At 68.8% G+C, this 12601-nt stretch carries 8 protein-coding genes and 2 pseudogenes; 2 read left to right on the top strand and 8 right to left on the bottom strand.

What is annotated here, in order from left to right; all coding sequences use genetic code 11:
* Window positions 1-7: 7 nt before the first annotated feature.
* The 6 genes and pseudogenes from I8J32_RS14405 to I8J32_RS14430 form a co-directional block, all read right to left on the bottom strand.
* Window positions 8-448, bottom strand: a complete 441-nt coding sequence (locus I8J32_RS14405; protein WP_207526640.1) for a hypothetical protein — start codon at window positions 446-448, stop codon at window positions 8-10.
* Window positions 445-3900 (bottom strand): nSTAND1 domain-containing NTPase, encoded by a 3456-nt coding sequence (locus tag I8J32_RS14410; protein WP_200615767.1) that lies wholly within the window; start codon window positions 3898-3900, stop codon window positions 445-447. The genes I8J32_RS14405 and I8J32_RS14410 overlap by 4 nt, the downstream gene beginning before the upstream one ends.
* Before the next feature lie 159 nt (window positions 3901-4059).
* Window positions 4060-4359: a hypothetical protein gene (locus I8J32_RS14415; RefSeq protein ID WP_200615768.1), complete on the bottom strand. Its 300-nt coding sequence runs from the start codon at window positions 4357-4359 to the stop codon at window positions 4060-4062.
* Window positions 4360-4361: 2 nt separating this feature from the next.
* On the bottom strand, window positions 4362-4709 hold the full coding sequence (locus I8J32_RS14420) for a RebB family R body protein (protein WP_200615769.1): 348 nt from the start codon (window positions 4707-4709) through the stop codon (window positions 4362-4364).
* A gap of 40 nt (window positions 4710-4749) precedes the next feature.
* Window positions 4750-4953: pseudogene (locus tag I8J32_RS14425) on the bottom strand (RebB family R body protein); the annotation flags it as partial.
* A gap of 60 nt (window positions 4954-5013) precedes the next feature.
* Window positions 5014-5199 (bottom strand): annotated as a pseudogene (locus I8J32_RS14430) (RebB family R body protein); the annotation flags it as partial.
* A 762-nt stretch (window positions 5200-5961) separates the two neighbouring features.
* Between I8J32_RS14430 and azu the strand changes: the two are divergent.
* Together azu and I8J32_RS14440 are read left to right on the top strand one after the other, a co-directional pair.
* Window positions 5962-6573, top strand: coding sequence for an azurin (azu, locus tag I8J32_RS14435; RefSeq protein WP_200615772.1), 612 nt, complete (start codon window positions 5962-5964; stop codon window positions 6571-6573).
* A 201-nt stretch (window positions 6574-6774) separates the two neighbouring features.
* Window positions 6775-7704 carry a hypothetical protein gene (locus tag I8J32_RS14440; RefSeq protein WP_200615773.1) on the top strand — a complete coding sequence of 310 codons (930 nt, stop codon included), beginning with the start codon at window positions 6775-6777 and terminating at the stop codon, window positions 7702-7704.
* A 156-nt stretch (window positions 7705-7860) separates the two neighbouring features.
* Here I8J32_RS14440 and katG read toward each other — a convergent pair whose 3' ends face one another.
* Window positions 7861-10050, bottom strand: a complete 2190-nt coding sequence (gene katG, locus I8J32_RS14445; RefSeq protein ID WP_200615774.1) for a catalase/peroxidase HPI — start codon at window positions 10048-10050, stop codon at window positions 7861-7863.
* Between the two features lie 408 nt (window positions 10051-10458).
* Window positions 10459-12453, bottom strand: a complete 1995-nt coding sequence (locus I8J32_RS14450; RefSeq protein WP_200615775.1) for a M13 family metallopeptidase — start codon at window positions 12451-12453, stop codon at window positions 10459-10461.
* Between the last annotated feature and the right edge of the window lie 148 nt (window positions 12454-12601).

Raw genomic sequence — 12601 nt, forward strand, 5'->3', positions numbered from 1 at the left:
CACGGCTTCAGGCCGTTTCCGACGCCTGCGGAACCGGTGAGGCCATCAGCACGGGCTTGATTTCGGGATCGTTGCCGACCTTGGGGTCGCAGCCGAACACGAGGTTGCGGCGTTCGTCGCGCACGACGATCGAGAAGAAGATCAGCGTCTTGATGTTGTTGTTGTTCGAGAACACGACGCTGCGGCCGTCATCGCTCACCACGACGTCCTGGATCTGATGTCGCGCGTCGGAGCTCAGCAGCGTGACGATGCGGAAATACTCGGGCACTTCCGATTGCAGGGTGTAGCGCATCTTCACCCCCTGCTGGCCCTTGCCGACCAGGACCATGTCCGGGTCGAAACTGTAGAAGTACTTGCCTCCGCGGGTGTTGCCGCCGAAGCCGGTGTAGGCCACGGTCAGCTGCATCTGGATCTCGAGGGGTTGGATCGGGGGATTGCTGTCGCTCATGGTCGGACCTGCTTGGGTGACGGGTGGGATGGAGATGAGCCGGACGGGGATGAGCCGGACGGGGCTGAGCCGGACGGGGATGAGCCGGACGGAGTTGAATCGAAGGCGGAGGGACGCGGGGCAGCGGAGAACGCCAGGAAATCGGGGTGCCGGTAGCCCGCCGCGTGCAGTCGGGCCAGCGGCGCCCGCACGCCCTCTTCCGCGCCCAGGCGCCGCAGTACGCGGACCCAGGCATCCAGCACCGCGGGGTTGTGCGTTCGCCCGGCCGGTCCCTGCAGCAGGTGCCGGGCCCGCTCCCAGTCGGCACGCGCCTCCGCGTTGCGGCCCGTCGCAGCCCACCGGTCGCCACGCCACAGGCGCGCGTGCGCCAGCGCGAGTGCGGCCAGGCGATCGTCGGGCGCCTCGACGAAGCGGGCCTGCAGTTCGGCGATCGCGGCTTCGGCGCTTTCGCTGACGGCTGTCGACAAGGGGCTGTCATCGGCCGCGATGCGCGCCAGGCGCAGACGCACGATCGCGTCCAGGGTCCGCCATTCCGGCAGCGGTTCGGTCTCGCGCAGCAGCGGTGCCAGCACCCGGCGCGCACCTTCGAGGCCGCGCCGGGCCTGCCCGCGGTCGCCACGCAGGGCATCGATCCAGCCCACCTGCGCCCGGCCGTGGGCCAGGTCGCGCCGCCAGACGCGGTTGTCGGGTTGCTCGGTCGTGAGCGCCGACAACAAGGTCACGCTTTCTCCGGCGTCGCGCCGGGCGTCCTCCAGGCGGCCGCGATCGAGCGCGAGGTCGGAGCGCCGCAGCAGCGACGTGGCCAGCCGCCGCCGCCACGCGTCGGCGGTGGGATCGCCGCGCAGCAGCTCGCGGAGCATGCCGATCTGCCGGTGCAGGCCGTCGGCCGCCTCGGCCAGCCGCCCTTCCGACTGCTGGGCGCTGCTGAGCCAGGCCAACGAGTCGATCAGTTCGAAGCGCAGCGACGAGTCGCCGGGACTGCGTCGGAGCAGTTCGCGCTTGAGCGCAATCGAGCGCGCGAACAGGCGCGCCGCCTCGGCGCTGCGGTCGCGGCCCTGCGCCAGCGTGCCCAGGTTGTTGAACGCGTAGGAGAGTTCCAGCATCCAGCGCGGGTCGCCGGGCGCGCGGGCGACCAGTGCCTGCGCGACCTGCCGATAGTGTTGCCAATGCAGCTGCGCGGCGTCGAAGTCCTTGTGCCGCCAGGCATAGTCGCCCAGCCAGAAGGCGGTGGTGCCGGATTCGGCGAGGGCCTCGATTGAATCGGGCGACTGCGCGCGCGCCTGCCGCGCCACTGCATCCGCCCGTTGGAAGGCCGCGCGCGCCGCATCGAAGCGCCCCTGGTTGGTCAGGACCTCGCCGATCGTGCGCAGGGCTCGGGCGTGGTTCACCAGTTCGCGGGGCTGCATGTCGGCGGCGGGCAGGCGTTCGAGATAGTCCAGCGCCTGGCTGCCGACACCATCGAGCAGTTTCAGGTTGCCCACCGGCCGAAGGCCATCGGCCAGGTCGCCCAGCATGAAGTCCACCAGGCCCTGGGCCTGGTCGCGACGCTGCTCGGCTTCGCGCCGGGCCTGCTGCGCCTTCCATCCAAACGCGCCGGCGATGCAGCCCGACGCGAGCACGCTGGCGATCACCGCCTTGCCGATCCATTGGCGCCGGCGGTCGGCGCGCTCGGAAGCGCGCAGGAAATCCCTTTCGTCCGGGCCGAGGTCCGAGGCCAGCCTGCGCGCGGCCTCGCGTGCCTCTTCCAGCGGCCGCCCGCGGGCCAGCAGCCGATCGGCCCTGCGCTGATCGTCCGTCCAGCGCCGGCTTGCCCGCCTGAGGCGCTCGCGGGCCTGCAGCAGCGCGCGGTTCTCGCGCGTCCATTCGCGGGCCCGCGGCCACTGCCGCAGCAGCGCTTCATGGGCGACGCCAAACCCCGGCTCGCCACCACTGAGCCCGCCGACGAAAAGCCGCGCGCGCACGAACGCTTCCACCAGCGCGCGCGTGGGGTCGTCGCCCAGCGCCGACAGCAGCACCCGGCGCGCAGTGATCGCATCGCTGTCGGGATGGGGTACCACCAGCCGTGACAGCACGGTGTCCAGGCGTTCCTGCGCTGCGCTCGGCAACGATGCGAACACCGCCTCGGCGCGGTGCGCAAGGGCGCCTTCGAGGCCTCCGAACGCGCGGTAGGCCTGGAACCCCAACAGACCATCATCGCCCCGGGCTTCGTACAGCGCCCGCAGGGTCTGCTGCAGCAGGGGCAGCGCGTCGGGATGCAGGGCCGCGGCGTCACGCAGGACGTCGTCCAGGCGAACGTGGGTATCGGCATCCTCGTCGAAGCGCAGGCCGGCCAGCGCCGCGGGCGCGCGGATCATCTGCGCGATCTCGCCCGCATGCGGAGGCAGCAGGTCGATATGTCCCTCGCCCGCCTTGAGTTCAGCGATGGCCGGCACGGCATCGATCAGGCGCGGATAGAGGTCGCTGCGCGTCATCCCGATCACGGCCACGCTGCCGCACGCGCACAAGGTACGCAGGGCCGCGCCAAGGTCGTCGCGGTCGCGCGCCGTCATGCCTGGCGTGGCGACGGCGGCTTCGGCGTGGTCGAGGATCAGCAGCAGGCAGGCGTGCCTGGGCACCGCGGCCTTGGGCGGCGACCTGCGCGACAGCGCGCTGTCGATCCTGGCGCGCAGCGTGTCCGCCGGGCCACGCAGCGCCTCCATCAGCTCCGGAATCTCTGCGGCCAGGAACACCGGACGCCCGTCGAGGCTCCACTGGCACAGGGCTTCGGCCACGCGGGCAAGCAGGTCGCCCCCCACGCAGGCACCCAGGTCGCAATAGGCGGACGACATCGCAAGCAGGCCGTCGAACCCCGCCGCTTGGCACAACAGCGGTGTTACCGCCGCGCGCACCAGCGAGGTCTTGCCGCAACCACTGGCGCCGGAAACCAGCACGAACGGACGGCCATGCTCCAGTTGCCGGCGCAGCGCACCGAGCAGGTCGGCGGCCGCGCGACTGCGGCCGAAGAACACGCCGGCGTCCTCGTCGTCGAACGGTCGAAGGCCCGGATACGGGCTGCCGCCGGTCCAGGCCTCGCCAGGCGGGAGCCCATGCCGGTAGTCGTCCGGAAAGGCCACCCGGGCTATCAGCCGATAGCCGCGCTTGCGGATGGTCTCGATGTAGCGCGGTGCGCGGCTGTCGTCGCCAAGCCGGCGGCGCAGTTGCGCCATCGTCTTGTGCACCGGGTTGTCGCCGTAGAAGGTGCCGCGCCACACCTCGATCAGCAGCTGCTCGGCGCTGACGACCTCGCCGGCGCGCTCGGCCAGCGCAACCAGCACCTCCATCATCCGTGGCTCAAGCGCCACGGTGCCGTCCTCGCCGACAGCGAGGAGCCGGTCGGGCTGGATCAGCAGCCCGCCGACACGGAACTGCCTGGCCGACGCCAGGGCCCTGACCCGCTGGTTGCGTTGCGGCATGGCTGCAGTGATGTCCCTATCGTGGCCGCGACGTCTCCGACGTCGTCCGTATCCTGAAAACCCGTACCGCCGTTTCCGGATCCTTGAACCTTCGCGCGCAAACCCGGGATTGCGCCTGGTCCTTGCGCCGCCCGCCCCGCACGCTTGAAGCCGCGCGTGCTACTGCTCCTTGCGACTCCTGGTCGACTGCCGCGCGAGCCGGATCGCCTCGCTCACGCCCTGCACCGCTTGCGCAACCGCGTCTTCGGCCAACTTCATTGCATCCTGGACCTGCGCGTGTCCGGCCGCGATGGCAGCGGTCACGGCGGCGTGGGTACGCAGGAGCTCTTCGGCTACCTGGCTGTCCGCCAGCGTCACCGGTGCGGCCGTCGCGCGGACGCTGGACGATGGACTGGCCTTGGTCGCCGGCCTGGCAGTCGGCTTGGCCTTGGGCTGCGTCGTCTTCTTCCTGGTGGCCATGCTCACCCGCCCTTGGAAGGCTGGCGCGCCTGGACGCCGCTCATGACTTCACCCAGGCGCTCGAGCGTCTGCGCGACGTCGTCGCTGGACAGTACTTCGCGCGCGAATCGAAGCGCTTCTTCCGGGCTCGACTGGAGAATCGCGCGGGCGGCCGCAGTGGTCACGGCATTGCGCAGGATGTAGGCCTGCTGCTGTTGCGCGACCGCGTTCTGCATCGCCAGGCCGACGGCGTGCGCCATCACCTGGTCCGCCAAGGCGCGCGCCTGCGATCCGGATGCCCCGGCAATGGTTTCGTTGACCTGGGTAACCGCGTCGGTGATCTGGCTGTTGACCGTGGACTCGTCGGCCATGGCACTACTCCCGACCGGGGAGACTGCCGACCAGTGCGTTGACGCACCGCGTCGCGACAGCCATCGCCACGTTGTTCGCGCCCTGCTGTTGCGCCACGGCATTCTGCGCCGCCAGGCTGGTGGCCTGGGCAATCGTCTGGTACAGCGAGCCCATGGCCTGGGCCGGGGCTTCCCCGAGCACCTTGACGTTGGACTGGGTGACCGAGTCGGTGATCTGGTCGTTGACCGAGGTTGGAAATGCCATTGTCGTAGTCCCTTACCTGGTGGCCGGCGCGAGGATGGATTCGACGCAGCGCGTGACAACCGCCTGCGCCACCTGGTTGGCGGCCTGCTGGTTTGCGGTGGCGTTCTGCGCCGCGATTCCTGCGGCCTGGGCGAGGGTCTGGTACAGCGAACCCATTGCCATGGCGGGCGCTTCGCCCAGGACCTTTACGTTCGATTGCGTCACCGCATCGGTGATCTGCGAATTGACGGACGTAGGAAATGCCATCGCTCAAACTCCCTTTTGAGTGTCCGCGAGATGCGGTGGCGACACCTTACGCGCGTGAAGGCGACCGGCGCAAGCGGACCGCCGGCCCAGGCGATCATCGCCCGGACCGCGACTACTCCGGACAACGTTCACCGCAACGGCTGTCACCGCTGCAGCGTTTGGACGCATCCGATAACGCAAAGCACCACGTCCACGGCTGGATCACCGAGGAAGGCGCGGCGGGTGCCGCCGAACCGGCGTAGTCGACGGCCAAACGCGGTGGCCATCGGCCTCGCCGGTGGCACCGGCGCAGACCTGGCGCTTGCTGCCTTCGCCATGGCTCACGGCGCGGATCCGTCCAGCGGTCAGCCGCCCGATCCCGCCCGATAGTCGCGCGCGGCTTGGGCGCGTCGCATGTGCAGCGCACGGTTGAAGTCCGCACTGCCCACCGGATGGACTTGGCTTGTTAATGACACGTGGGAAGCGTGTGAACGTTCTGGCGAGCACGTCGGGAGGCTCGCCAATGCTCAGCCACAAAACGCAACGAATGCCGGCCAGATGCATTAGACGCGGCTGGGCGGCACGGGCACTGCGCCGCACCCGCCCTTTTCATGCCACGCCAGGAAAAATGGCAGCCACTGCCCGGCCGCGTGCCGGGGCGCACTGCCGACCTGGGAATCGGTGCTGGCGCCCGCGCAGGTCGAACTCGTTGCGCTGCTTTCACACGATGCAAGGGTGCCGGGGCGAATGATGTCCGGCGCATCCCCATCAGGAGACCACACCATGACCATCAGGATCGCACTACTGGCGGCTGCCTGTGCATTGGCTGTCACCGCATGCGGCGGCCGCGAAGCGCCACCGGCCCAGGACACCACCGCGCCCGCCACGACTTCCACCACGCCCGCACCCACGCCTGCCGAACCGGCTCCTCCGGCCACGACCACCGCACCACCGACGCCGGCTCCGGCCACACCGCCGGCTGCCAGCGACAAGCCCGCCGCCACTGTCAGCGACTGCGCCACCCACATCGAAGGCACCGACGCGATGCAGTTCAACGTGTCGTCCATCACCATCCCGGCGTCCTGCAAGACGTTCACGATCCATCTGAAGCACACCGGCCAGATGCCGGTAGCGGCGATGGGCCACAACGTGGTGATCGCCAAGACCGCCGACGTGCAGGGCATCGCCACCGACGGCATGGCCGCCGGCGCGGCCGCGCACTACGTCAAGCCGGACGATGCCCGCGTCGTTGCGCACAGCGATGTCATCGGCGGCGGACAGAGCACCTCGGTCACGTTCGACCCCGGCAAGCTCAAGAGCGGCGGACCGTACGAGTTCTTCTGCAGCTTCCCCGGCCACGTGGCGATGATGAAGGGCAGCATTTCGGTCGAATGAGTGCGTTGGCCGATGTCCGTGGACAGGGCCGCGAACCACACGCGGGGGCCAGGTGCGCACGGGCGGACCTGGCCCTCCCGCTCCGGCGCGCGCCTCTGACGCCCCGCCACGCGCCGCCTGGTGAGTCCCCCGGCTGTCGGCGTGTCCGCCCTTCCGCGGCGCGGCTATTCTGGGAAGCAGGCGAGTCCGGGGAGCGGTGCCATGCCAGGTCAAACCAAGCGCGTCCTGATCCTGGGGCATGGCGCCATGGGCCGCGCCTTCGAGGGGCTGCTCGGGCCCCGGCACGAGATCACGGTATGGGATCGAGACCTGGCGACCGGCGTGGAAACCCAGCCGCTGGAACTGGCGGCGCAGGACCGCGACGTGGTGCTCTTCGCGCTGCCCACGAACCCGCACGATGAACTGGCCGGGCGACTGGCGCCCTGCCTGGACGCGGACACCGTCTGCCTGTCCATCGCCAAGGGACTGGACGAGCACGGACGCACGCCGGCGCAGATCTTCGAACAGCATCTGGGGACGCGGCTGCGCTGGGCGCTGTTGTACGGCCCCATGCTGGCACGCGAACTCCAGGCCGGCCAGGCCGGATTCGCCCTCGCCGCCAGCAGGCAACCCGGCGTGGATGTCGTGCTCCGTGCGCTGTTCGACGGGACGGCGCTGCACCTGGACTACGGCGACGACGTCCAGGGCGCCGCCTGGGCAGCCATCCTCAAGAATGTCTATGTGCCCCTGATCGGAGCGGTCGACGCCCTCGCCCTCGGCGACAACATGCGCGGTTTCCTGATCGCCGAGGCCACCCGCGAACTGGCGGCCATCCTCCAGCACATGGGCGGACGCCCTGAAACCGCGTACACCTGCGCCGGCCTGGGGGACCTCACCACCTCCGCCACCAGTGCCTCGTCCCACCATCGTCGCATCGGCGCCGAACTCAGCGCGGGCCGGACGGAGCAACTGGCCGCCACGGGCGTGAACATCCGCAGCGAAGGCGTGCACACCTTGGCGATGGTGCGCGCGCACCACCTGTTCGAGCCGGACCGGTTCGCGCTGTTCGGCCTGGTGTGTCGCTTCCTGGAACAACCGGCCCGGCTGGAAGCCGACCTGCGCTCGTACGTCGACCGACGGTTCGCGCATTGAGGGCAAGGCCGGTGTCCTGCCGCAGGATCGTCAGGCCGCGTCGTCGGCCATCTTGATCGCTCCGGGCATGCACGCCCTCCCCCCTCTCTCCGGAGGGGTAGAGGGGGGCCCATCCAACAGGCAGTCGCCTTGGCGCCAACACGCCAGCCTTGATGCTCAAGCCGCCTTGCGTCGGGCGATATCGAACCGGTCCAGGTTCATCACTTTCGTCCAGGCGGCGACGAAATCGCGCACGAAGTCGGCCTCGCCGTCGCTGGCGGCGTACACCTCGGCCAGCGCCCGCAGCTGCGCATTCGAACCGAAGACCAGGTCGGCGATGGTCGCCGTCCACTTGAGGTCGCCGGTCTTGCGGTCGCGTCCCTCGAACAGGCCCGGCACGGTCCCGGACTTCTGCCACGCCGTGCCCATGTCGAGCAGGTTCACGAAGAAGTCGTTGGTCAACGTCCCGGGTCGCGTGGTGAACACGCCGTGCGACGTGTGCCCTGCATTCGCGTCCAGCGCGCGCAGCCCGCCGATCAGCACCGTCATCTCCGCCGCCGTGAGGGTCAGCAGACTGGCGCGATCGATCAATGCCGCAGCCGTGGTGGATTCGGCGCCCGCGCGGACGTAGTTGCGGAAACCATCGGCCGCCGGTTCCAGCACGAGGAAGGAATCGGCATCGGTCTGCTCCTTCGAGGCATCCATCCGCCCCGGCGTGAACGGCACGCTGACCTCGAAACCGGCCTGGCGGGCCGCCTCCTCGATCGCCGCGTTTCCGCCGAGCACGATCAGGTCGGCCAGTGACACCTTCCGGCCGTCGGACTGGGCCGCGTTGAACTCGCGCTGGATCCTTTCCAGCGTCGCCAGGACCGTCGCCAGTTCCGCCGGTTCGTTCACTTCCCAGTCCTTCTGCGGCGCCAGGCGGATGCGCGCGCCATTGGCGCCGCCGCGCATGTCAGACCCGCGGAACGTGGACGCCGATGCCCAGGCCGTCAGCACCCACTGTCGCGACGCCAGGCCGGCGCCCAGCAGCCTGGCCTTCAGCGCCACGGCATCGGATGCGTCGATGAGCGGGTGGTCGACTGCGGGAATGGGGTCCTGCCAGATCAGGTCTTCCTGCGGGACCAGCGGCCCCAGGTAGCGGACTTTGGGGCCCATGTCGCGATGGGTGAGCTTGAACCACGCGCGCGCGAACGCATCGGCGAAGGCCTGCGGGTTGGCCAGGAAATGGCGCGCGATCTTTTCGTAGGCCGGATCGGCGCGCAGCGCAAGGTCGGCCGTGGTCATCATCGGCTGGTGGAACTTGCCGGGAATGTGCGCGTCCGGCACGTTGCGGCCCGCGTCACCCCTGGGTTTCCATTGGTGGGCACCCGCCGGGCTTCGGGTCAGCTCCCACTCGTGCCCGAACAGCGTCTGCAGGTATTCCATGTCCCACGTGGTGGGCGTGGACGTCCATGCGCCCTCCAGGCCGCTGGTGATGGTGTGCGCGCCGACGCCGCTCTCGTACGCGTTGCGCCAGCCCAGGCCGAGTTCCTCGATGTTGGCGCCTTCGGGCTCGATGCCGACGTGCTGGGTCGGCCCCGCGCCGTGGCACTTGCCGAAGGTGTGGCCGCCTGCCACCAGCGCCACGGTCTCTTCGTCGTCCATCGCCATGCGGCCAAAGGTGTCGCGGATGTCCCTGGCCGAGCGCAGCGGATCGGGTTCGCCGTTGGGGCCTTCGGGATTGACGTAGATCAGCCCCATCTGCACGGCGCCGAAAGGCTGCGCGAGCTCGCGCTCGCCGCTGTAGCGCTCATCGCCAAGCCAGGTTGATTCGGGACCCCAGTCGATCGGCTGCGGTTCCCAGACATCCTCGCGGCCGCCGCCGAAACCGAAGGTCCTGAAGCCCATCGATTCCAGCGCGACGTTGCCGGCCAGGATCATCAGGTCCGCCCACGACAACTTGCGGCCGTACTTGCGCTTGATTGGCCACAACAGGCGGCGCGCCTTGTCCAGGTTGCCGTTGTCCGGCCAGCTGTTGAGGGGGGCGAATCGCTGCTCGCCCGAGCGCGCGCCGCCACGGCCGTCGAAGATCCGGTACGTGCCCGCCGCGTGCCAGGCCATGCGGATGAAGAACGGCCCGTAGTGGCCGTAGTCCGCCGGCCACCAGTCCTGCGAATCGGTCATCAGGGCGTGCAGGTCGGCGACCACCGCGTCGAGGTCGAGGGTCCGGAACTCGGCGGCGTAGTCGAAATCCTCGACCATCGGGTCCGACAAGGCCGAATGCTGGTGCAGCAGGCCGAGCGGCAACTGGTCGGGCCACCATTGGGCGTTGGTGCGCGCTTTATGCGGACCATGGGCGACAGGACACTGGGAGGAGCCACTCATGTTGTTCTCCTGGGTTCACAGCCATCGGACGGGCAATCGGACGGGAGCAGGCGGGCATGAAGGCGCGTCATCTGGTCCACGACCCACCGTAGCCCCCGGTGGCCGATCCAGGAAATCGAATGATTGGATGGTTGCGATAGGAGTCGGCTATCGACTTTCGGAGCGACGTCGGAGCTCGTCCGCGAACCCCGCCGCTACCGTGGGGCGGGCCGCCCAGCGCGGAACCCCAACGTCGCAGCGCCTGTCCACATCAGACCATGCCGTGGCGGGCCAGCTACACGCGCGCAGGCAAACCACCATGCGCGATGCCGCACGCCAGGGACTCAGCCTGCACGATGCAGCGGGCCCGGGAGCCGGAAACTCATCCGGCTGGCCCGGGCCCATATGGCTACCTGGCCCCTGCCCGTTTCACCACACTTCGCAGCGATCCGACTGTGCCCGCACCATGGGATCGCCGACTTTGCAGCTGAAGGCCTCCTTGAAGGCCGGCAGGTTCGACAGCGGACCGTTGACCCGGTACTTCGCAATCGGGTGCGGGTCGCCCTGGATCATCGTGCGCTGCGTTTCCATGCGGGTCTCGTCGCCGCGCCACTGGCCCCAGGCCAGGAAAAACTGCTGCTCGGGAGTGAAGCCGTCGATGGTCGGTTCCGGTCCCTTGCCTTTGCGGGACTTGAGGTAACCCAGGTAGGCGAGCTTTGCACCGGCCAGGTCACCGATCGATTCGCCAAGCACGAGCTTGCCGTTGTGGTGCACGCCCGGCTCGATGAAGTAGCTCTCGAACTGATCGACCACGCACTGGCCCTTCGCCTGGAACTGGCGGCCGTCCTCGGGCGTCCACCAGTTGGCCAGGCGACCCTGCGCATCGAACTGGGCGCCCTGGTCGTCGAAGCCATGGCTGATCTCGTGGCCGATCACCACGCCGATCGCGCCGTAGTTGACCGCATCAGTGGCATTCACGTCGAACGCGGGCGGCTGCAGGATGCCCGCGGGGAACACGATCTCGTTCTGCGAGGGGTTGTAGTAGGCGTTGGATGTCGGTGGCGTCATCCCCCAGCGGCTGCGGTCGGTCGGCTTGCCGACCTGGCTGCGGTTGTCGGCCACGTTCCAGCGCGATGCGGCGACCAGGTTGTCCCAGGCCGAGTCGCGGCTCACGGTCACGCCAGCGTATTCCTTGAACTTGTCGGGGTAGCCGAGCTTGGGGAAGAAGGTGGCGCGCTTTTCCAGCGCCTTTTTCTTGGTCGCCTCGTCCATCCAGTCCAGTTCGCCGATGACGTCGTCCATCGCCAGCAGGATGTTCTTCACCATGTCCTGCATGCGCGCCTTGGCCTCCGGCGGGAAATACTTCTCCACGTATTTCGCACCCAGCGCCTCGCCCAGCTGCTGGTCGGTGGCCTCCGCGCAGCGCTTCCAGCGCGGCTTCATTTCCGTCGCGCCGGTGAGGAACTTGCCATTGAAGGCAAAGCTTTCCTGGACGAAGGGCGTGGACAGGGCATCGGCGCCGTTGCGCAGGACGTGCCACTGCAGATACGTCTTCCACTGCGGAAGCGGCGTCGAGCTCAGTTCCTTCTCGACCTGCTGGAGGAACCTGGGCTGGGTCACGTTCACCGCGTCATGCGGCATGCCGGCCGCGTCGAAATACTTCGCCCAGTCGAAGCTGGGCACCAGCCTGGGCAGGTCGGCGAACGGCGTCGGGTTGTCCGACAGCTTGGGATCGCGCAGCTGCACGTTGTCGAAAGAGGCTTCCGCCAGGCGCTTCTCGAAGGCCAGTACGGTGTCGGCGTTCTTCCGCGCCTGCTCGGGGGCGGTGCCGGCCAGTTCGAACATCCTCGCCACGTGCGCCAGGTACTTCGCCCGCGCCTCCACGAAGCGCGGCTCGGTCTTGATGTAGTAGTCGCGATCGGGCATGCCCAGGCCGCCGGCATAGATGTGCGCGACCGTTCGCGACGGCTCGTGCAGGTCTTCTCCGGCGTAGACGATGAAGGGCACGTACACCCCCATGTCGTGCAGCTTTCCAATCATGCGCTGCATGCCGGCCGCGTCCTGGAGTGCGCCGATCTCGCTCAGCCAGGGCAGCACGGGCTTGCTGCCCAGCGCGTCGATCCGGGATTCGTCCATGCACGCCGCATAGAAGTCGCCAGCCAACTGGCCCGCGCTGCCCTTGGGCCAGTCGCTGCGCGCGGACAGCTCGGTGAGGATGTCGCGCACATGTTCCTTGTTGACCTCGCCCGACTGCCAGCGACGGCTCCAGCGGTCCATGTAATCGGGGATGGGGTTTTCCTTCCGCCACGATCCGTTGGCGTAATCGAAGAAGTCGGTGCAGGGGTTGCCGTCGCGATTGATGTCGCCGGACTGGATGCCGTGTACGGCCCCGGCCGAGGCAGTGGTGGCGAACAACAAGGCCACGATGGGAAGACTGGACCTGATCCGGTTCACGGCATACCCCATGCTTGAATGGTGGGGCTCACTATAGCCCCGGTCCGGGAACCGGCCTGTCCCAGAAGTTGGGGCGGAGCAGCGCCGCCTGCTCGTGCCTGTGCAGCCACGTCCACGC

The organism is Lysobacter solisilvae (assembly GCF_016613535.2).
Taxonomy (GTDB): Bacteria; Pseudomonadota; Gammaproteobacteria; order Xanthomonadales; family Xanthomonadaceae; genus Agrilutibacter; species Agrilutibacter solisilvae.

What these genes read in the sequence shown, in the direction of transcription:
- I8J32_RS14405 (WP_207526640.1), bottom strand. Translation starts at nt 448, where the DNA reads ATGAGCGACAGCAATCCCCCGATCCAACCCCTCGAGATCCAGATGCAG.
- I8J32_RS14410 (WP_200615767.1), bottom strand. Translation starts at nt 3,900, where the DNA reads ATGCCGCAACGCAACCAGCGGGTCAGGGCCCTGGCGTCGGCCAGGCAG.
- I8J32_RS14415 (WP_200615768.1), bottom strand. Translation starts at nt 4,359, where the DNA reads ATGGCCACCAGGAAGAAGACGACGCAGCCCAAGGCCAAGCCGACTGCC.
- I8J32_RS14420 (WP_200615769.1), bottom strand. Translation starts at nt 4,709, where the DNA reads ATGGCCGACGAGTCCACGGTCAACAGCCAGATCACCGACGCGGTTACC.
- azu (WP_200615772.1), top strand. Translation starts at nt 5,962, where the DNA reads ATGACCATCAGGATCGCACTACTGGCGGCTGCCTGTGCATTGGCTGTC.
- I8J32_RS14440 (WP_200615773.1), top strand. Translation starts at nt 6,775, where the DNA reads ATGCCAGGTCAAACCAAGCGCGTCCTGATCCTGGGGCATGGCGCCATG.
- katG (WP_200615774.1), bottom strand. Translation starts at nt 10,050, where the DNA reads ATGAGTGGCTCCTCCCAGTGTCCTGTCGCCCATGGTCCGCATAAAGCG.